The sequence below is a fragment of the Pseudomonas sp. AN-B15 genome (assembly GCF_019056475.1).
In the GTDB taxonomy this organism is placed as follows: Bacteria; Pseudomonadota; Gammaproteobacteria; order Pseudomonadales; family Pseudomonadaceae; genus Aquipseudomonas; species Aquipseudomonas parakoreensis.
The window spans coordinates 5,968,810-5,988,885 of the sequence record NZ_CP049737.1 but is presented as its reverse complement, the minus strand read 5'-3'; the positions used below and the strand labels follow the sequence as shown (position 1 = coordinate 5,988,885).

Genomic DNA, 20,076 nt, shown 5'->3' with positions numbered 1-20,076 from the left:
CCAGGCTGGGTCCGCCTTATGCCCCAGCCTGAACTCTGCAAACTAGCGCGCCTTCCGTTCACGCCGGTACTGCCCAGGACTGCCACCTGTCCAGCGTTTGAAGGCCCGGTTAAAGCTGCTCTGATCAATGAAACCAAGGCTGAATGCGATCTCATTCAGACTCATGCCGGGCATGCCCAGATAGCGCAGCGCCAAGTCATGGCGGATCTCGTCCTGCAGCTCCTTGAACGAGGTGCCTTCCTCGGCCAGCTTGCGGTGCAAATTGCGTCCACTCATGTTCAGGCGCTCGGCAATCTGCTCAAGCCCGAACTGGTCGGTGCTCAGCAGGGCAATGATTTCCTTGCGCACCTGCAGGCTGACCTGCTCATGGCGCATGCGCCCCAGGTAATCGCGTAGCAGCTGCTCATTCATGCCAGCAATCATGGCGTTGGCCGCCGGCAGCTCACGGTCCAGCATGCCGGAGGCCATCAGCAGTACATTCGCCTCCGCGCCGAAGTGCAGGGGCACCCCGAAGAACTGCTCGAACGCATCCCGCTGCTGCGGAACCGGGCGGCGCAGATGCACCTCCAGCAGGCCATCCGCCGCACAGGCGCCGAGCAACTCGCGGAAGGTGCGGAACAACACCCCCATGAAGGCATCGATCGGAAAATAAGGCCGTTGCGCAGAGGTGGAACTGTCGGACCCGAGGATCAGCGCGACTCCCTGCGGCCCCTCGTTCACCTCGATCTCGGCGATGGTCGTCACCACCTGGACGTAACGCTGAAGACGCTGCAGAGCTTCGCGCAAAGTGGCGCTGGCCTGCAGGGCAAAGACCATGGCATTGAGGTGTGTGGGGTAGAGGTTGGCCGCCACCTGCAGTCCGAAGGCATCGTTGCCAGTCCGCTCCACGCTGAGCCGCCAGAGTTTCCACATATTGACCACCGCGACCCGAAACTCCGGATCGAGTACCGACGCCGGATCGATGCCCGCCTCCAACATTAGAGGCTCAGCCTCTATGCCATAGCCCTGCAGGGCACGCTGAATAGCCAGAGTCCATGTAGCGATGGTGGTGTGGACCAGTTCGTGGGGGGCGCTGCTCATCTGTATTCCTGTCTGAAAATGCCAAAAAAGCGGCAATGCACGCCAAGAAAGATAAGACGCTTCTTCATATCTTAAGCCTCCAGCCATGCGGAACAACCGTTTGCGCTCACAACAACAAAAACAATCCTCGAGGATTCTCATGCACAAATTTCGCAGAGGCCGCGGTGCAATCCTGTACCCGCTGCTAGCCCTCAATGGTGCGCTCTGCCAGGCCGCTACCTTCGAGCTGGACAACGGCATCAGCGGCCGTTGGGACACCAGCCTGTCAGCCGGCCTCAGCATCAGCACCAGCAATCCGGACAAGCCGCTACTGCCCATTGCCTACGGCGGGTCTGCAGCCGGCATCAACGGCAACGATGGGCGCCAGAACTTCAAGGCTGGCGACACCTTCTCCCGACGGGTCAAAGCCATCTCCGAGCTGGCTCTGAGCCGAGACAACCTCGGCCTGCAGATCAGTGGCAAGTTCTGGTATGACGACCTGCTGAAAAACGGGGACGCCCGCTTCAAAGACTTCGACGATTCGGGTTTTGATTCACTGGCCACGTTTTCCGGGGCCGAGTTGATGGATGCCTACGTCTGGGGTGAGTTCCAGCTGAATGACCGAGCGCTGGATATCCGCCTTGGTCAGCAGGTCCTGAGCTGGGGGGAAAGCACCTTCATCCAGGGCGGTATCAATGTGATCAATCCCATCGACGCAAATGCCCTCACCAGCCCAGGGGTCGAGATCAAGGAAGCCTTGATTCCAGTCAACCTGTTCAATCTGTCGTTGGGACTCAGCGACAACCTCTCGGCCAGCGCCTTCTATCAGCTGGAATGGCGTGCCACGGTACAACCGGGCTGCGGCACCTTCTTCGCTCAGTCGGATGCCAGCCAACCGGGCTGCGGCCCGCTGCACGCAGTGGCCGCGCTCACCGAAGCGCAGCAGGACAACCTGCAGTTGGTCTACCCGCGGCTGCCAGCTGGGGCCAACATGCGAATTCCTCGTCTCAGTGACGATAAGCCTTCAGATAGCGGGCAGTGGGGCCTAAGGCTGGACTACTTCGCCGAAGCGCTGAACAGCACCGAATTCGCCTTCTACGTGATGAACTATCACAGCCGTCTGCCCTATACCAACGCCGCCACTGCCGACTATTCGAAACGGCCCGGAAGCGGATTCTTCCTGCCCGGGGTCACCAACAACCCGGCTTATGGAGGCAGCATCGCCAATCCCTTGGCCCAGGCACCGCTCTATCAGATGGCCTTCCCAGAAGATATCCGCCTGTACGGGCTGAGCTTCAACACCTCGGGTCCCTGGGGAATTTCCTTAGCCGGTGAGATAAGCCACAGGCCCAACCAGCCGATTGCCATCAACGGCCAGGACTTTCTCTATGCCAGCGGTTTTCTCGATACCGAGTCGCCCATCGTCGATGAACTATTCGGCCTGGACATCGTGACCCCGGGCACCGGTCCCATCCTTGCTAAAGCCGCAGGTCTCTATGGAAAGCAAGTACAGGGTTACCAGCGCAAACCTGTGAGCCAGCTGCAATTGACCGCCATGCAAACCTTCAGCGACATCTGGGGCGCGGAGAACCTGCTGCTGATGGCCGAGGTCGGGGCCGTGCATGTGGCTGACCTGGAACCGGTGCAAACCATTGCCTACGGGCGCGATGCGGTCTACGGCTCTGGCGTGGAAGGCACCGCCATCGCCTGCAAGAACCCGGCGCTGAACAAAGACTATTGCCGGCTTGATGGCTACACCACGCCGTGGTCCTGGGGCTATGCCGCTCGGGCCAACCTGACCTACAGCAACCTGCTACCAGGCACCGTGGTCACCCCGTCGCTGGCCTGGCGCCATGATGTCAAAGGCTACGCGCCCTCTCCGGCACCACAGTTCATCGAGGGTCGCCAGGCCGTCACGCTAGCCGTGAACTTCGATTATCAAAATCGGTACAACGCGGCGCTCAGTTACACCGACTTCTTTGGGGGCGACTTCAACCCACAGACTGACCGGGACTTCATCTCATTCACCCTTGGCGCCAAGTTCTGAGGAACCACGCATGTTCAATCACTCTGCCACCCGCCACGTCCTCTTTGCATTGGGGCTGGCGCTCAGTCAACCCGTACTCTGTGCAGTTTCACCCGAGCTGGCTGCACAGCTTGATCTACAGCTGACCCCCATGGGGGCCGAACGCGCCGGGAATGCCGACGGAAGCATTCCCTCCTGGGACGGAGGTTTCAAGACATCGAGCATGGACCGAACGCTGGCTGACCCCTATAGCACCGAACAGATGCTGCAACGCATCGACTCCAGCAATATGGCGCCGTTCGCCAAATGGCTGAGCCCCGGCACCCAAGCGATGCTCCACCAGTATCCGCAGAGCTTTTACCTGCAGCTGTATCCCACACACCGTAGCGCGGCCTACCCCGAGTCCATCCTGCAGCAGAGCCGTCAGAATGCTACCCAGATCAGCCTCAATGCCAGTGGTAGTGGCCTGGAGGGCGGCTACGCCAGTGGCGTGCCATTTCCGATTCCGCAGCGGGCCGAAGAGGTCATCTGGAACCATGTCACCCGCTACCGCGGCGGCGCTGTCATGCGCGAGACGCATCGTATGCCAGTGCAAACTGACGGCAGTTATCAGGCCAGTCTCATCCGCCAGACCCAGGTCTTTGCCACCCATGTCAAAGACAACACCCCGGACAGCAATATCCTCTTCTACTTCATCGGCCAGACCCTGGCTCCTGCCCGCCTGGCCGGCAATATCGCCCTGATTCACGAGCCCCTTGATCAGTTACGTACGCCCCGTCAGGCCTGGTCCTACAACGCCGGACAGCGGCGTGTGCGCCGCGCTCCGACACTGGCCTACGACTCCCCACAGAACAGCGCGGAAGGCCTGGCAACTTCAGACAACATGGATATGTACAACGGTGCGTTCGACCGCTACAACTGGACCCTCAAAGGCAAACGGGAGCTGTTGATTCCCTACAACAATTACCACCTGCACGACAAAGGCCTGAAATACGCTCAGATCATCCAGCCCGCCCACATCAACAGCGGCTATATACGTTACGAGCGGCATCGGGTCTGGGAGATTGAAGGTGAGCTCAAACCTGGCCAGCGCCACATCTATCAGAAGCGCACCTTCTTCATCGATGAAGACACCTGGCAAATTGCCCTGGCGGATCACTATGATGCTCGCGGAGAGCTCTGGAGAGTATCGACCGCCTACCAGATGAACTTCTACAACGACCTGGTGCCATGGATGACCGCTGAGGCCACACATGACCTGCAGTCGCGCCGCTACCTGCTGAGCGGTCTGAGCAACGAAGTCAAGCGCGAAGCCAGCTTCGGCCATGAGGCTCTGCGCCAAGACTTCAAGCCAGATGCCTTGCGCCGCTTGGGTGGGAAGAACTGAAGGATCGGTCTTCGGCGAGTCAGCCATTCGGCGTCGGACGACGATCTGCTGCAGGTTGACCGCCTTGCCATGCCCTTCCCTAACGGGCCAACCAAGCATCTTGGCGCTGGCGCACGGTGGCATCATGGGCCAGAAGCACCTCGATGAAGCATTGCGCAGCCAGTGATAGGCGCCTGCCGCGCAGACGAGCAATCCCGAAACGCCCACGCAGGCCAGGGTCAAGGCTGCGTAAAGCCTGCAAGTCGCCGCGCCGCAGTTCGTCTTCCACCATAAACCAAGGCAATATCGCCAGCGCCTCACAGCCCTGCAGGAGCTGCTTGAGAATGGCCGAGCTATCGCAGGTGATGGCCAGCTTCCACTGCTCACGCCAGGTGTTCTGCAAGGCTCTAGGTAGGCGCTTGAGCAGCTGCTCGCGAATATCCTCGGGAAGGTTGGGTCCGGCCAGTGGATACTTCAACAGCATCTCCAGACTAGGCTCGGGGTGCTCAAGCAAGGGATGACCGGCGCGGCACATTGGCAGCGTGTGGTGCTCACCAAGGGCTTGTATCGTATAGCTGGGGTCGTCTTCGATCTCGTGCAAGTCGGCCACCAGCAGATCTATTTCCCGGCGTTGCAAACGCGCGGGCAGTTCTTGCCAGGGTGCCAGCACCACCTCCAAATGCACGCCGGGGTGCGCGCGGTTCAAGATGGCCAGCACCGGGGCGACAAGCGCGGCGCCGGCAAACGGACCTACTCCCACACGCAACTCACCTTGCTCCAGGCCGCGCGCCAATTGCAGGTCACGCTGCAAGTCCTGGGCGTGCAGCAGCAGTTGCCGGGCATGCTGCAATAGCAGCTCGCCCATCGTAGTGGGGGTCACTTCGCGGTGGCTGCGATCAAACAACTGCTCGCCAACCTGCGCTTCCAGCGCTTGCAGGCTGCGGGTCAGCGCCGGTTGGGAGAGGTGCAGCGCCTCTGCGGCGCGGGCAAAGTTGCCATGTTCGGCCAGGGCCAAGGCATGACGCAGGTGACGGAGCTCTATATTCATGTCTTTCGCGCATCAAGGAGATGATTTGATTGCATTGGACGCATAATAGGGCGCACGCCATGCTCTGACCAGACACTCTCTGGAGAACGCCGATGAATCTGCCCTTTCGCTGGATGCTAACCAGCACCTTGTTGCTACTCAGTGCATGCAGCGACAGCCCTGCGCCCAGCCACAGCGCCGCCACGCCACGCACGCAAGCTGCCCAGGCCGAGGTGGCGCAGAGCTATGACCTGAGCCATGTCGAGGGCCTGGCCCAGGCACGCCGCGGCCTGATTGCCACGCCTCAGGGCCAGGTGCGCGATGCCGAAGGCGAAGTGATCTGGGACTTCGATAGCTTTGCGTTTATCCAAGGCGAGGCCCCCACTACCGTCAACCCCAGCCTGTGGCGGCAAGCGCTGCTGAATAACCAGGTTGGGCTGTTCAAAGTCAGCGACAAAATCTATCAGCTACGCGGCTTCGACCTAGCCAACATGACGCTGATCGAAGGCGACAGCGGCTGGATTGTCATCGACCCGCTAACCAGCCGGGAAACCGCCGCCTTCGCCATGGACTTCGTTGCGCAACATCTGGGCCCGCGCCCGGTAAGCGCGATGATCTTCAGCCACAGCCATGTCGATCACTTTGGCGGCGCCCTCGGCGTGATCAGCGCCGAAGACGCCAAGGTTCGTCAGCTGCCGGTGATTGCCCCGGCTGGGTTTATGGAAGAGGCCACCAGCGAAAACCTGATGATGGGCATCGCCATGTCCCGCCGTGCCACCTTCATGTATGGCAAGCGTCTGCCGCGCAGCGCCGAGGGCCTGGTGGACAACGGCCTGGGCAAGGCGGTGGCCTTCGGGCACATGGGCATTCTGCCGCCCACCCAACTGATCGACGGCCGCGAACAGACGCTGGACGTGGATGGGGTGCGCTTCGTCTTCTACAACGTACCCGGGAGTGAAGCCCCGGCGGAAATGACCTTCAGCCTGCCGGAGCTGAACGCCTTTGGCGGCGCCGAGCTACTCTCGCAAACCCTGCACAACCTGTACACCCTACGCGGCGCCAAGGTGCGCGATGCCTTGCAGTGGGCCAACTACATCGACGCCAGCCGCGCGCAAGCCGCTGGCGCCGAGGTACTGTTCAACCAGCACCACTGGCCAGTGTGGGGGCAGGACAACATCCAGACCTTCCTCACCACCCAGCGTGATGTCTACCGCTACCTGCACGATCAAACTGTTCGCCTGATGAATGCCGGCCTCACCGCGCCGGAGATCGCCGAGCAACTGCACCTGCCGCCCAGCCTCGACCGCCATCTGAACGTGCACGGCTACTACGGAACCCTCAAGCACAACGTGCGCGGCATCTATCAGTTCTACCTGGGCTGGTTCGACGCCAACCCGGCCAACCTCGACCCACTGCCGCCGGTGGCCGCCGCCGCCAAGTACGTGGCCCTGGCCGGCGGCCGTGAGCCGCTGCTGGCAGCCGCCGAGCAGGCCTATGCCGAGGGCGATTACCGCTGGGCCGCGGAGCTGGGCAAACATCTGCTCTATGCCGATCCGGACGACCAGGGCGCCCGCGATCTGCAGGCACGCAGCTTCGAGCAACTGGGCTATCAGGCCGAGTCGGGGCCCTGGCGCAACTTCTACCTGAGTGGCGCCTATGAGCTGCGCCACGGCCTGCCGGAAGAGGGTTTCACCCCGGTGATGATGCTCGACATGCTCAAACACACCGCGCCCGAGCGGTTCCTGGACGTGATGGCCACCAAGCTCGATGGCACGGCGGCAGCCGACAGCGCGCTGCGTATCAACCTCAACTTCACCGACAGCGGCGCGCGCTATCACCTGTGGATCGAGAACGCCGTGCTGCATCACCGCCGCATGAATGAAGACGAAGTCGCCGAGGCCGACGCCAGCCTCAACCTGAGTAAGGACTTCTTCTTGCAGATGATCAGTGGGCAAGCCGGCGCCGCTGCCCTGCTCAGCTCCGATCAGGTGTCGATCGACGGCAACCCCCTGGCCCTTGGGCGCTTCTTCAGCCTACTGGATCAGCCAGACGGACGCTTCCCCATTGTCACGCGGTAGTATTTGGACTACGCCAACCAATTGCGCCGAGACAGAGTGGCGGGCTTGGCCGTACCCGCAAATAGGTCCAGCTATCGTAGAGTCCTCGATAGTTAGACTTAAGCCCCATGTTGCTGTGAGTGGGGCTGGCCGCTTTCGCTCTGACTGGCTGCACAGGTGTTTTGAATCATCTTGGATAGGATGCTTCGGGCCGGAAGTAGCACCTAGCTAACGGCTGCTTTTGGCCGATTCCGGTCTGTGAGAATGACTGCAATCGTCCAATGCAAACAAAGAACATCACGCGCTCGCAGGTTTCCCATAGCGAAAGGCTTACACACATTGGCTGCGATATCCTCTGTTGAGGCTTCGCCATTAAGCCTAACCTACATACATCAACTGAAGCGCAGGACGCGCTCAGGATCACGGATGATCGACCATCGCCTGGGAGGCTGCCGACAGGATGTCGGAATGGTCTTGAAGAGACCCGCTTCGGCGGGTTTTTTGTTGCATTATCAAAAGAGACCGGTTGATTCCGGTGCGTCTCGGACTTTAAAGTCTGGCCGATTTCTGCCGGTCGTGACAGACCGCAGTTGCCAACACGCTGCGGTGTGAGCAGGTGCAGCCGAGTGCAATCAGATGCCTATCTTGGATGATGAGTTAGCATCCCCAACGCGAGCCCCTTCAGTGCATGGCCGAATGCTGATGTTCGGGCTTCGGAAGGGGACTATGTGGCATGTTAAGGATGTGCCCAACGGGAAAGCCTGTGGCTGTGTTTGCCCTGAGTGTGCCGCACAGCTGGAAGCCAAGAACAATGGGAGAGTCCGGGCTGCCCACTTTAGCCATTCGTCGGGGGCTGATTGCGCTGGTGGCTACGAAACAGCCCTTCACCTGGCCGGCAAGGAAGCACTCCAGCGACTAAAGCGCGTGTGCCTTCCTGAGTACATCACCACGCTCCATGCCCAAGCTATCGACGGCAAGATTTTCAAGGAAACGATTCATCTCGAAACCACCACACCTATCAAGGCGGATCAAGCTTGGGAGGAGGTGTGGCTGGGTAGGTTTCGGCCCGATGTAGTGTTTGAGGTTAATGGCAAACAACTGCTAATTGAGATCAAGGTCACCCATGCGGTTGATGAAGTAAAACTGGCGAAAATCAAGGGAAAGGGCATTTCCGCCATTGAGATTGATCTGAGCGTCATTGAGCCAGAGGCGCTAAGGGATCAGGCCTCATTTGATAACTGCTTGGTTTCAGACCCCACTATTCGGACTTGGTTACATTCGCGCAAGATCGACAAGCTCGAGTCGGAGGCGAGGGCGAGGCTACGCGCACGGGTTGCAGTCCACACACCAGAGGCCCAGAAAATACGTGCGGCCGAACGCGCCTTGGAGCAGCGCAAGAAAGAGCCCCGCATCCAACGTAAAGTAGCTACGGAACAGTACAGGGCAGAGCAACCCACGAAAATCCAGGTTGCGCGCGTTACATTGGAACCCCACTTGGAGCAACTGATGCTCAGTCAAAATACGGAGAGGATGGCTACCCGTGAACATAAACTATCCGAGCGGATTTCAGTGCCCAGCTTGGGACGATACGAAGTGTGCGGGGTCGCTAACCTTTTCGTTCGGGTCAAAGGACACTGGGTATTCAATGCCACGTTCGCTCAATGGCAGTCCTACGTCCTCGATCACTTCTATCCAATAGACCGTGAGCCGCCCAAGTATGTGCTGCTGCAATTCGTCGGTGACGAGGTCGAGTCGAAGTTCGGAGTCGCCAGGTTCATCAAAGAGTTGAGGAACGCCATGCGTACAAAGTCCGGCAGACTGGCGCTGTACGCTGATGAGATTGCCGCCCTACCGCGGTCTACGGTAGTGATCTCTGCGTACCTGGATCACCTGTGCTCTCTCGGGTTGATCGTGAGACAGCGTACCCACTTCAAGACAAGCATCTTGCGAGTTGCCTATGAGCCGCGGGGTAGCACGCTTGAAGAAGCGCATGCGGCACACGTCAAAGCGACTGAAAATGCTTGTGTCGAGAAAGCCCGTAAGTCCGATGAGGCTTGCAGGTATCAGGACGAATACTTGGAGCGCCTGCGCAAGGGCCCACCCCCTCACATGGAGCCGCATGTCGCTGAACGTGTACTGGCGATCCTAGCATCAGAGCTCTGGGTTTTCGTTCACCAAGCGGGAAAGGGAAGACGATGCAACACCTGCCACATGGTTTCACCGGAGGCTGCCACCCTTTGCCCGTTCTGTCGGAAAAAGGGGAGTGGCCAGCAGGTTCGAGTCGACATTGAGCGTCTATGTGCAGGTCGCCATATTCTGCCTCTCTCGCCCGGTGTTGCTGGTTCGCTATATGCGGCCCCGATATTGGATTTGAGCGACCTGCAACTGTTTATGGACAGGCTAAAGGCCGAGTGCTGAAACGGCACTGCTTTGGTAGGCATTTTCAATGCATCTGCTTTTGACCGTTTCTGGGCATCCTAACAAGCTACTACCGGCCAAAAGCGGCCAATCCCGGTAGGACGCTGTCTTCAATCTAGCAATACATGGCATCACGAAAGAGAAGCTGGGGTATCAAGTCCAATCAGATGAGCTGCGGTTTGCTGTGCTTTCTCCAGATCGAGATACATCGTGGCGAACGACTCCATACGAAGCTCAGGAGGCAGCGCCCAGTCCCATTTCTCCCTGATCAAATTCTGAACATTGTGAAGGACGGTGCTCGCCTTAAGCTCTTTCAACGCAGCAACCTCTCGAAGCTTGCTTTCAAGCAACGCCACTCCCCCCTGCACTTCGATGACTAGCCCTGAGTTCTCAGTGGGCAAACCGACGTACTCCAGAAGAACGGCCAAGGCGTCGTTGGTCCAATCGCCCTGCCAGGTGAAAAGACAGGTTCTTCCTCCGCTCCCAATAAAGCTCTGGTGGCCCAACTCAAGATCAGCAAAGCTTTGCCGCGCCTCCGCCAATAAACTCTGTGCCACTGGATCGAGGTAGGGATAAGCCTTCTCTTCCTGCAGTACGGTTTTCATCTCCTGCCGAACATTGTCGTGAACTCGAGCAGCCAGACCGTCAAAAGCCGGGGGAGCTCCTCCTGGAGAGGGCCTGACGACAATCACCTTGCCTTCCGTATCAACGTTAATCACCTGCCAACGACGCCCGGCGAAGATGATGCGTTGTTCAGCACACAGTGGTCGCGAGACAGGCAGGGCCCCAAGGGGTCTGCCATCGCAAACAACTCGGAATTCTTCATTGCTTGTGAATGCACTGTAGAAGTCATAGTGGTTGATCAGCCGCTCGCCCAACTCACCTGGCAGCAGAAGCCCAGCCGATTCCTGAATAATCAGATCTCGTTCACCCAAAGCACGCAGGAGATTCAGAAAGCTGCCCTGCTCGACAGCCAAGAAAGGGCCGTTGCGTACTAACGTTCCCCACAACTCAGCCGCAGTGGCACCACCTTGCTGCGCAATCATCGAGAGGCATTGTTGCACCAAGGTCGACAAATGCAGCCCCTGCGCTCTTGGCGGTTCAAACCATCCCCTCATCAGTAGCCGGATCATCGCGATGCTTTGTACCAATCCTTGGCGCAAGCGATCCGATATTGGGGAGTCATCCGTCAATCGGCGCTCCTTGCAGTATCCGCGGAGAATGGCTGCCTCTCCTGGGCGACGTCCAGAACGGCCAAGACGCTGGCGCAAACTGGCAACTGAAGGCGGCGGCCCTATCTGTGCAACCGTTTTGATGCTGCCAATGTCGATGCCCAGTTCCAGCGTAGTGGTACAGATCGCAGTCGCCGGCCGGTCCCCCGCTTTAAGGGCCCGCTCGGTATCCTCCCTAATATCTTTCGACAGGCTGCCATGATGTGGCCAGAACTCATTAGGTACACCGTCTTGCTCGCAGCGACGCCGCAGCTGATCGGCAAACCATTCGACCTGAGTCCTGCTGTTAGGGAACACCAAGTTGTTGCTTCCACGCAGCACCTGGAAGAGGTGCTCGGAAATTGCGTGATCGGAGGCTGAGTTGTCTTCTAGGCTCTCCTTATCTTCGGGCTGCTGGGGTGTGTCTTTCTCTGGCTCCTGAAAGCCTCTGATCTGAACTTTCAGAATTTGCCCCGAACCTTTCGATTCGATCACCGTCACCTTGCTCGGGGAAGCTGGGCGCAAGAAGGTAGCAGCCAGCATCATGTCGCCCAGTGTCGCTGACAAACCTACTCGCGGGAGAGGACGTCCGATCACCTGCTCGACCCGATGCATCAAAGACTGCAGTTGCTTGCCTCGCTCACTGCCGATAAAGGCATGCAGCTCATCAATCACGAGGTAGCGCAGGTTCGCGAAAATCCCAGGCAGACTCGTCCCCCGGTTCACGAACAGCGCTTCAAGAGACTCTGGGGTGATCAACAGCACGCCTTCAGGGGATTTTAGAAAGCGATGCTTGCGGCTCGACGAGATATCGCCGTGCCAGGCAACGACGGGAATCTCGAGTTCGTCGCATAGCTTGCTCAATCGCTCCCACTGGTCATTGATCAGTGCCTTGAGCGGACTGATGTAAAGCACTGACCCTGGCGGCTCCTGCTGCTTCAGCAGGTTCGTCAGAATGGGCAGGAACGCGGCCTCGGTTTTCCCCGCCGCCGTCGCCGCGGCGACGATGACGTCCTGATCAGCATTGAGCAGCGCGGGGATGGCCCGCTCTTGGGCATCTCGTAGAGAGGTCCAGCCTTCCATCCAAATCCAGCGCTGAATCCGGGAGTCAAGAAGGCTGAAGCCCTCCGACTCAGAGCTGGAAGGTTGCGAGCTCATCGTCGGCATCTACTTGAGTGTCGGTTTCACCACCTCTATCCGGGCTCAGCTCCACAGCCCCCAACAAATGTCTCCAGTCCGCGCCCGGGTTCTGCTCCAGCACGGCCAGCAAGTTGATGAATGCCGTGATCGTGGTGCGGGGTGTACGGAAATAGGCATCCCCCAACCGTTGGTTGCAATGCGCCATGAACAAAGGCAGCGCCTCGTCAGGAAGGAGGTAGCGTGCGCTGTCGCCCGAGGCGTAGACATGGCGCAGCTTCTGAAGAAGCACATAGAAATCCTCGGGTGTCAGGCTCGCTAGGCGGATGACTGGCCCTGACAGATCCACCAACCCAGACTTGGCGAAACTGTTTTCCGCCAGACGTGACTGCAAAGCCGGATAGCTGTACAAGCCGCGGCGGGTATCCATCAGGAATTCGGGGGTGCCTCCGAGCACAAATCCAAGGCCTTCGGCAGAACCCTGCAAAGAGTCGTTAAGGATGCGCAGGATCTGTTCGTAGTTGGCGTTACGTGCCTGGGTATTGGCTAGTTTGTAGAGATTGACCAGCTCATCCAGGCAAACCATCAACCCCTCAAAGCCCGCCAAGCGGACAAACCGAGCCAGGAGCTTGAGCTGATCATAGACGGAAGCATCGTCGATGATTGTGCGTACACCCAAGGCAGAGCGCGCGTCGGTTCTTGTGGTGAACTCACCTCTCAGCCAGCGGATGGCATCGGCCTTGAGCTGTTCGTTGCCCTCCTCGAAGCCCTTGCAATAGGCCGCAATCACATCAGCGAAATCATAGCCGTTGACCATCTCGGTCAATTGGCCCAATTGCTCGCGTATCACAGCCTCGCTGTCCTTACCGGACGCCTTGGCCTCGCTCTTGGCTTGGGATATGAACCTTTCGACAATGCCCTGCAAGGCTCCGCCATCAGGCTTGGTACGCGTTGACATGTTTTTCGCCAGCTCAGCATAAAGCGAGCGAGCCTGGCCACCAGAGGCATGGAGCCGGCGATCGGGATTCAGATCCGCATGCATGGTCACGAGCTTGCGCTCCATCGCAATGGAACGCACAAGATTCAGGAAAAAGGTTTTTCCCGCGCCGTACTCACCAATTACGACTCGAAACGCTGAACCGCTCTCGGTCAAGCGCTCGACATCACGAATGAGCGCTTCCAGCTCACCAACCCTACCCACCTGGATCAGGTGTTGACCTGCCCGCGGAACGACTCCCGCACGAAGGGACTGAATAACCGCATCGCGATCTTTAGCTCTGATGCTGCTCATAACGGTAATTTTCCCATGATGTCAGGATTGATCTCGAGGGGATCTTCACCTTCGGTAATAGGCATATCGAAATGCTCGAAGGCCATGTCGTTAATGTGCTCAAGCGCGCCATCGAGCATGAGATCCATATCGCTGGCCACCGCCTCCAACTCCTCTCGTGACCATTCCATCCGAGAGACAAGCAAGCGAAGGAAGGCCGAGTGATCAGCATCCAGCCCACAGATGCTGCTGGCGTCATCCGAAGCGCCACTATTATCGGGCTCCTCAGGCTCGACGATTCGCTCATCCACGAAAACTTGGGCCAGCAACGCCGACACCTGCTCGGTTTCACGTTGTAGTTGGGCAATCCGCTCATGATCCAGCGTGAAGCCAGTCATCGACGCTGACGATGCGGAGGACGGTGATATCGACGCAACTGCAGGAGCAGTGCTCGTCGGCGCGCCACTAGCTGCCACATGGAGGTCGCCGTATAGGAGCTGAGAGTCCAGTTGAAGAACCTTGTAGACACGCTCAAGCAACTTCACTTCCGCAGGGCTCACCTCCCCATCCGCTTGAGCTAGGTGGGCAAGGAACGCCGCCACAGTTCGCTTCGCCGAGCTGGTCAGCGGTTCCAGCTTTTTCTTCAGGCTTTGCAAGGTCGGCGGCTGGTTGAGTTTTAGACGGAGGTGGGCCTTCAGGCGCTTGCGATGCGCCCCACTCAAGTGGCTCCAAGAATCGACGTGACGGGACAGCAGCATGATCTCTTCTGGAGATGTGTCGCCATCCGCCGCCGCAACGGCACAGGCTAGATCCAAGGTGACCGAGGCGGCATTGTAAGCGGGAGATGCTCTTAGATCCCCGTCTTCGATCTGGGTGGCAAACAGCGCCACGGTATCTTCCGCCTTAGGTGTTTTGCTGCCGGCTAATACATCTGGCTCAATGCCGATATGCAATGACTCCAACGCCCGCGCCAGTGCGATCACCTTGTCCCGCGAAAGGGCTCCGGCACTTTTCAGTCGCCCCGCCAATTCGCCGAAACTCATGACCACCATGCCGTCACCTAGGCGCTGCTTCAGCGCATCCAACTCAGCACGCGAAGCCGCCGGCCACAGCATGATGGGAAGCTGCAGCAAGCCTTCCAAGGCATCGGGGGCATCCGGATTACGACCGAGATATCGGCTGTAGGCCTCCAGCTCCGCCGTGCATTCATCGACTATCTGCTGCAGTTTTTTTCGGGGTACTGAAGTCGCTGTTACGTCGGGGATATCACCCACCCCCTCGAGCGCTTGAACCGGCAAGGCAGCCGACGCGGTGTTGTACTGCAACTTCAACCTGGTCTTATTCTGCGGCAGAATCAAGCCGTCGCCATGAAGCTGCTCATACTTGATCTTGAACAACACGGCGAAGGCGTCATGGCAACGGCTCACTGGCGTTCGCTTGCCAATATTCTGATCCGCCAGCGCCCAGGACAAGGCCCATTCGGCGGGCACACGCTGCTTGTCGGTAGCTAGTTGCCCCAGGCCAATACGCAATTCCATGGGCATTTCATAACCGTAGGCCTGGTTTTCCGGAGGCGGTGCCAAATAACGTCTCGGCGGGGTCTCACCCATGCGCAGAAACGCGAGAAACCGACCGGCGTAGTTGCTGAATGAACTGCTCCCCCCATAGATGGCGAGAAGGCGCTCGACTTCCAACGCGATGCCAGCGATTTCGGAAGCGACATTAGGATCGCTCTTCGCATCAACGAATACACGCCGCTCAAGGCCGTAGAAGAACAGGAATACATAGCCGATATTGGCATGAGGTGCTTTCCGTCCACTGGACAGCCATTGCAAGTAGGCGCGCCGCGCCTCGGGTGAAATCGAGTCGTAACTGGCCCAGTAGCCAGTCAGCCTCTCGGCGATGTCGATAACACCACGCGAAACCTTGAGTTTGGGGTTGATCAAAGACGGCTCGGGTGCAGCATAACGATCAACTCGCCCTGTACCGACATAGATCATGCCGCCAGGAATCTTTTCTCCGGCTACCTCTACGAATTCACCGGCCGGAATCCATCGGACATTTTCATCCATCAGTGTCACCGGCGCACTCGGCAGGCGATATGAGGATGGTGTCGAGACCTCGAGGGTGACCGTGAAAAATTCTGAGTCCGCTCGCCGCCTGACTTTCTCCTCCACAGCAGGTGCCAGTTCCCGAGTGTTGCCTGTATGGGCCTGATCTTGGATTTCGACCTCGTCCAGAGAGAACACTAGGACCCGATTCGGATCAGCCTCTACCGCTCTAGGCCGATTTGTCGAAGATGGAGGGCGGTGCTGTTGATGTGTCACCGCGGGCGGGGTTCTGGACGAGTTGCTGTAGGCCTTTACAATCAGCCATATACCGAAGCTGATCACCCCGACTCCAGCAAGAGCAATCCAGGCTTCTTTGGGGATGGAGGCAATCGCTCCCAAGAACAAAACTCCAAGGATAGCTACCCCGGAAATTTCAGATTTGTTTCTTCGCTTCCGTGCCATCAGATCTGACTGCCCCTCTAAGTCCATACTGGCTTATTGTCAGTATCTGCAATTTGAGCTGATCAGCCAATCTCTTTGATCCTCGGGATATGGCCTCGTGAATCACTTTTGCCTGCGATTTCAGTTCGCGTTCTGGTACCAAGTCGTTTGGAGCCCTCAATGTGAGTCATTTTTGAGGCGCTCAGCAAGCACTGGACTACCCCCGATCCGGTAGCGGCCTATGCTTGGACTACCCCCGCCCCGGTAGACATCCCCGGCCTATGCTTTGAGCATAGGAGAAAGTCTATGAGCACCCAACGATTCACCCCAGAAGTCAAGGCTGAAGCCGTCAGGTAAGTGACCGAGCGAGGCCTGCCCGTTGCCGATATAGCCGCTCCTCTGGGCATGTCGGCACATAGCCCTCAGCCAGTCGACTGCATGCGGTGCTGGGCCTCAGCCTCAATGACAGTGAACACTCCCGGCCTTGTTATCCATATGACAACACTGCCCTGGCGGTGAGCTTTTGCGGCATCCACCTCCGTGCTCGACAATCTCCGTTCCGTTTCGTGACATACCATGGCTAGAGGAACTGACCGCCAGAGAAGGGAGGTTGATGGCAAACAGTAGAGCAAAACCAATAGCCAAACGCTTCATGGGCGACCTCATAATGCCATCATTGCTGATAAGCCAAGAGAGCACGGAATCGCACCATGATCCATCGAAATAGTCACTTCGAGTGACCGACGGTGTCTGAGAAAAATCCGTCAGAAGTCTTTGCCATGCATATCGCCAACATAGGGAAGCATCACGATGAATATCAGGGAACGTCTTTTTCTTGAGGTCGATGCAACTGCCAGAAGCCATGGCTTATCAGGTTTCAACCGCTTCATCTGCATACTGATTATCGGCGCGGTGCTGCTGGCAGTATTGGAAACCGAGCAGCCTATAGCCGAAACCTACCATCAGATGTTCAGTGCAGTAGAGTGGTTGCTGTTTGGGGTTTTTCTGATCGAGTATTGCTTGAGGGTCTACATCGCTCCGATGAATCCCCTGTTCTCGGGCAAATATGGCCGGCTCAAATACATTTTCAGCGTCTGGTCGATCATTGATCTCATTGCTCTACTACCTTTGCTGCTGACTGTATTCGACGGCACCGCCTTCTACTTGCGCCTGGCCAGACTGGTGCGAATTCTCAGGGTGTCGAAGCTTGGGCGCTTCACAAAAGCCTGGACGCTTCTGTGGCAAGCCATCGCCAAGCGCCGTTACGAGTTGATGCTGAGTGGCATGGCCGCATTGATGCTGCTTCTGGTCTCCAGCACCTTCCTCTACGTGCTTGAAGCTGCTGAGCAACCGGAAGCGTTTGGCAGCATCCCGAGAGCCTTGTGGTGGAGTGTCGCCACGCTGACAACGGTTGGCTACGGAGACGTCACTCCAATAAGCGCTGCCGGCCGCTTTTTCGCCGGTATTACTGCGGTTGCTGGTATTGGGTTGGTCGCCATGCCAACCGGCATATTAGCGGCGGCTTTCAGTGACGCGTTTCAGAACCAGGAAAGCAAGGAGGCTTGAAATGGCATTTTGATTTCAGCGCCGGATCAAGACCGCACCCGGACTGCGTTTGAACATCGGACAAAAAGGGGGACTTTATTTATAGAGCAGGCCGGCGGCCTCGGGCCGTTTTCTACCCGTCCAAACAGGCAGCAATGGATCTGTTCCGGCCGTTCACGACAGGCCGCTACCGGCCCAGGCTGTGTGAAAACGCTTTAAGGCGAGTTTGACAGTCAGAATCGCAACGAAAAACGCGTCCGTATGCAAATTTCAGGGCTGCTGACCAACCACGCGCGGGCAGATTTTACGTAGCAACGCAGACCTCAAAAAGGAGCCAGCGTTTTTACACAGCCTGGGCCATAAGGGGACATTCATCGTCTCTGTGCTAGACAAGATGATTTACGTCAGCAGTGCGTCGTGTTTAGTTCTCCTAGTGGACTGTTTGGTTAGTTCAATAACTTATTCTTGATTGCGGTGAGCTTTGCGCGATTAACAGAGCTGATGATGGATTCAGCCGTTTTGTTCCAGCGAAATGGCTTGTCTGAATGCTCATTATGGGCCTCGATAAAACGGCGAATGGCCGCTTTCAGATCAGCCACGCTGCTGAACGCATCGCGATACAGCGCCCGCCTTTCCAATTGAGCAAACCACCCCTCTACGGCGTTCAGCCATGAGGCGCTGGTCGGCGTGAAGTGGAGCTTGAAGCGGGGATGCTTCTCCAGCCACGCCCTGACGGCGGCCGTCTTGTGAGTCGAGCTGTTGTCCAGAATCAAATGCAGATCCAGCTCGGCAGGCGTCGCGCGGTCGATCTGCCGAAGGAACTCAAGGAACTCTTTGGCCCTGTGTCGTTGGGTGATGCGACCAATGACCTGGCCCGTCAGGATGTCGAAAGCGGCATACAAACTGGCCGTACCGTGACGCTTGTAGTCATGCGTCCTGCGCTCGATCTGACCCGGCTTGAGAGGCAGCATGGGCTGGGTGCGATCCAGCGCTTGGATCTGGGTTTTCTCGTCAACTGACAGCACCAGTGCATTGCCAGGCGGGTTCAGGTACAGCCCAACCACATCGACCACTTTGTCAGCAAAGTGTGGGTCGTTGCTGATCTTGAAGGTTTTCAGCCGGTGAGGCTTGAGATCGGCGGCGGCCCATACCTGGGCGACTTGCCAGACGGTAACGCCCACGTATTTGGCCATCAGCCGCAAGCTCCAGTGAGTCGCCTCACGCGGTACACGCTGGGTCGTCAGGGTCAGGATTTCCTTAATCTTCGCCTCGTCGAGCTTGCGTGGATGTCCGCTGCGCGGGAGGTCGCTCAGCCCATCGAGGCCAGCTTCCTGATAACGCTTGCGCCATTTGAATACGACTGGCGCCGAAATTTCCAACCGATCGCTGACCTGCTTGGGCGTGAGGCCGCTAGCCAACAGCAACAGAATCCGGGCGCGTTGACCAAGGCTCTGAGGCAGAGATCCCATGCACAACCAGCTTTGCAGCGTCTCAACATCAGTGGGTTTTAAACAAAAAGAAGCCGCTGGTCGAGCCATGTTACTCACGCCGAAAAAGGAGGGGTGCACAGTATATTTGTTACTCCTTTATAGATAAACGAACTTTACGGACAGTCCACTAGTCTCGATTTCACAAAAGTCCGGACACCCTCTGTTCATGTTCTGGGTATTTTGCGTAGCAGTAGGCGAATTCTGGGCAAACTGGTTTCAACGTAATTAAGGGCAGGGATGTGCCACAGCTGCGTTGTTCTCAAGAATGACGCTAAGTCTGGATTCGAGTTTTTCCGGTGACAGCTCTATGCCAGTCTTGTTGACTCTTGAAAGATGGCAGGGCTGGTCGAGCAGCTCTTTCAGCTGCGCCAGATCGGTTGCAATCCGGGTGATCAGGGCTTCAGTGCTCGCTCTTGTGGTGCGGCTCCGTTTAAATTTCATTCTAAATCTAGTCGTTTAGCTGTTGACAAGTTTACTTTTTCAGTGCCCTTGTGATACCATTGTTATATCTCGTCTTGGCAACAAAAGTTGCTTCGACTCCAGAGCAATATGCTGCGTCATATGCGGCTCTTGGGGAGGCGGGTTGTTGATGCTGATCGTGCTGGCAATATTAATGTGGTACCTGCAAGCACTCATCGACACACCAAAAGCAACTCAACAACCTGGACAAGAAGGAGAAGGGCGTATGAAGAAAGTGGTTATTAAAACATTTGTAAATTTCATGGCAAATGCAACAACAGCCTTCTGCGTCAACAACCTGCCTACCTTGACCATTCGAGTATCTCGGTCTTAATCGAGAATACTCATCGCGATTCAACGTGTTGCTTGTCCAGCACACCAATTAAAAAGCCCAGCACTAGCTGGGTTTTTCTTTTCCGATGATCCATGCGATTGCAACGAAGAGAAGACTTTCAGCTGCGGCAAGGCTGATGGCTTCATCTCAACAGTCGAGCTTGGCCACAAGGCGCATCAGCCAGG

The 20,076-nt window shown here is 57.5% G+C and carries 13 protein-coding genes; 6 read left to right on the top strand and 7 right to left on the bottom strand.

Going from position 1 to position 20,076, the window contains the following annotated elements:
* Window positions 1–42 precede the first annotated feature (42 nt).
* The gene (locus GTQ41_RS27205; protein ID WP_131670717.1) at window positions 43–1,080 is read right to left on the bottom strand and encodes an AraC family transcriptional regulator; all 1,038 of its coding nucleotides are present in this window, start codon (window positions 1,078–1,080) and stop codon (window positions 43–45) included.
* A gap of 100 nt (window positions 1,081–1,180) precedes the next feature.
* Between GTQ41_RS27205 and GTQ41_RS27200 the strand changes: the two genes are divergently transcribed.
* Window positions 1,181–3,106 (top strand): DUF1302 domain-containing protein, encoded by a 1,926-nt coding sequence (locus GTQ41_RS27200; RefSeq protein WP_217325391.1) that lies wholly within the window; start codon window positions 1,181–1,183, stop codon window positions 3,104–3,106.
* A gap of 10 nt (window positions 3,107–3,116) precedes the next feature.
* The gene (locus GTQ41_RS27195) at window positions 3,117–4,472 is read left to right on the top strand and encodes a DUF1329 domain-containing protein (RefSeq protein WP_217325390.1); all 1,356 of its coding nucleotides are present in this window, start codon (window positions 3,117–3,119) and stop codon (window positions 4,470–4,472) included.
* Between the two features lie 79 nt (window positions 4,473–4,551).
* On the opposite strand, the gene GTQ41_RS27190 is transcribed toward GTQ41_RS27195, so the two are convergent.
* Window positions 4,552–5,499 (bottom strand): LysR family transcriptional regulator, encoded by a 948-nt coding sequence (locus GTQ41_RS27190; protein ID WP_131670716.1) that lies wholly within the window; start codon window positions 5,497–5,499, stop codon window positions 4,552–4,554.
* A 92-nt stretch (window positions 5,500–5,591) separates the two neighbouring features.
* Here GTQ41_RS27190 and GTQ41_RS27185 point away from each other — a divergent pair, with 92 nt between their 5' ends.
* Window positions 5,592–7,556 carry an alkyl/aryl-sulfatase gene (locus tag GTQ41_RS27185; protein WP_131670715.1) on the top strand — a complete coding sequence of 655 codons (1,965 nt, stop codon included), beginning with the start codon at window positions 5,592–5,594 and terminating at the stop codon, window positions 7,554–7,556.
* Between the two features lie 705 nt (window positions 7,557–8,261).
* Complete coding sequence (locus tag GTQ41_RS27180) at window positions 8,262–9,953, top strand: hypothetical protein (RefSeq protein WP_131670714.1); 1,692 nt, start codon at window positions 8,262–8,264, stop codon at window positions 9,951–9,953.
* A gap of 131 nt (window positions 9,954–10,084) precedes the next feature.
* Here GTQ41_RS27180 and GTQ41_RS27175 read toward each other — a convergent pair whose 3' ends face one another.
* The 3 genes from GTQ41_RS27175 to GTQ41_RS27165 are packed head-to-tail and all read right to left on the bottom strand — an operon-like array spanning window position 10,085 to window position 16,084.
* Window positions 10,085–12,322, bottom strand: coding sequence for a DEAD/DEAH box helicase (locus GTQ41_RS27175; protein WP_131670713.1), 2,238 nt, complete (start codon window positions 12,320–12,322; stop codon window positions 10,085–10,087).
* Entirely contained in the window at window positions 12,297–13,592 is a 1,296-nt protein-coding gene (locus GTQ41_RS27170) for an ATP-binding protein (protein ID WP_131670712.1), read from the bottom strand. Before GTQ41_RS27170 ends, GTQ41_RS27175 begins: the two co-directional genes overlap by 26 nt.
* Complete coding sequence (locus tag GTQ41_RS27165) at window positions 13,589–16,084, bottom strand: TerB N-terminal domain-containing protein (RefSeq protein WP_131670711.1); 2,496 nt, start codon at window positions 16,082–16,084, stop codon at window positions 13,589–13,591. The genes GTQ41_RS27170 and GTQ41_RS27165 overlap by 4 nt, the downstream gene beginning before the upstream one ends.
* A 789-nt stretch (window positions 16,085–16,873) precedes the next feature.
* On the opposite strand from GTQ41_RS27165, the gene GTQ41_RS27160 reads away from it, so the two are divergent.
* The gene (locus GTQ41_RS27160; RefSeq protein WP_131670709.1) at window positions 16,874–17,629 is read left to right on the top strand and encodes an ion transporter; all 756 of its coding nucleotides are present in this window, start codon (window positions 16,874–16,876) and stop codon (window positions 17,627–17,629) included.
* Between the two features lie 425 nt (window positions 17,630–18,054).
* Here GTQ41_RS27160 and GTQ41_RS27155 read toward each other — a convergent pair whose 3' ends face one another.
* On the bottom strand, window positions 18,055–19,146 hold the full coding sequence (locus GTQ41_RS27155; protein ID WP_131670708.1) for an IS630 family transposase: 1,092 nt from the start codon (window positions 19,144–19,146) through the stop codon (window positions 18,055–18,057).
* A 177-nt stretch (window positions 19,147–19,323) separates the two neighbouring features.
* Window positions 19,324–19,539: a hypothetical protein gene (locus tag GTQ41_RS27150; RefSeq protein WP_131670707.1), complete on the bottom strand. Its 216-nt coding sequence runs from the start codon at window positions 19,537–19,539 to the stop codon at window positions 19,324–19,326.
* A gap of 148 nt (window positions 19,540–19,687) precedes the next feature.
* Here GTQ41_RS27150 and GTQ41_RS27145 point away from each other — a divergent pair, with 148 nt between their 5' ends.
* Window positions 19,688–19,891: a hypothetical protein gene (locus GTQ41_RS27145; RefSeq protein WP_131670706.1), complete on the top strand. Its 204-nt coding sequence runs from the start codon at window positions 19,688–19,690 to the stop codon at window positions 19,889–19,891.
* Window positions 19,892–20,076: the final 185 nt, after the last annotated feature.

Excerpts from the sequence above, each read along its gene's own strand:
- GTQ41_RS27190 (WP_131670716.1), bottom strand. The coding sequence starts at position 5,499 with ATGAATATAGAGCTCCGTCACCTGCGTCATGCCTTGGCCCTGGCCGAA.
- GTQ41_RS27145 (WP_131670706.1), top strand. The coding sequence starts at position 19,688 with ATGCTGATCGTGCTGGCAATATTAATGTGGTACCTGCAAGCACTCATC.
- GTQ41_RS27155 (WP_131670708.1), bottom strand. The coding sequence starts at position 19,146 with ATGGCTCGACCAGCGGCTTCTTTTTGTTTAAAACCCACTGATGTTGAG.
- GTQ41_RS27205 (WP_131670717.1), bottom strand. The coding sequence starts at position 1,080 with ATGAGCAGCGCCCCCCACGAACTGGTCCACACCACCATCGCTACATGG.
- GTQ41_RS27160 (WP_131670709.1), top strand. The coding sequence starts at position 16,874 with ATGAATATCAGGGAACGTCTTTTTCTTGAGGTCGATGCAACTGCCAGA.
- GTQ41_RS27175 (WP_131670713.1), bottom strand. The coding sequence starts at position 12,322 with ATGAGCTCGCAACCTTCCAGCTCTGAGTCGGAGGGCTTCAGCCTTCTT.
- GTQ41_RS27170 (WP_131670712.1), bottom strand. The coding sequence starts at position 13,592 with ATGAGCAGCATCAGAGCTAAAGATCGCGATGCGGTTATTCAGTCCCTT.
- GTQ41_RS27185 (WP_131670715.1), top strand. The coding sequence starts at position 5,592 with ATGAATCTGCCCTTTCGCTGGATGCTAACCAGCACCTTGTTGCTACTC.
- GTQ41_RS27150 (WP_131670707.1), bottom strand. The coding sequence starts at position 19,539 with ATGAAATTTAAACGGAGCCGCACCACAAGAGCGAGCACTGAAGCCCTG.
- GTQ41_RS27195 (WP_217325390.1), top strand. The coding sequence starts at position 3,117 with ATGTTCAATCACTCTGCCACCCGCCACGTCCTCTTTGCATTGGGGCTG.
- GTQ41_RS27165 (WP_131670711.1), bottom strand. The coding sequence starts at position 16,084 with ATGGCACGGAAGCGAAGAAACAAATCTGAAATTTCCGGGGTAGCTATC.
- GTQ41_RS27180 (WP_131670714.1), top strand. The coding sequence starts at position 8,262 with ATGTGGCATGTTAAGGATGTGCCCAACGGGAAAGCCTGTGGCTGTGTT.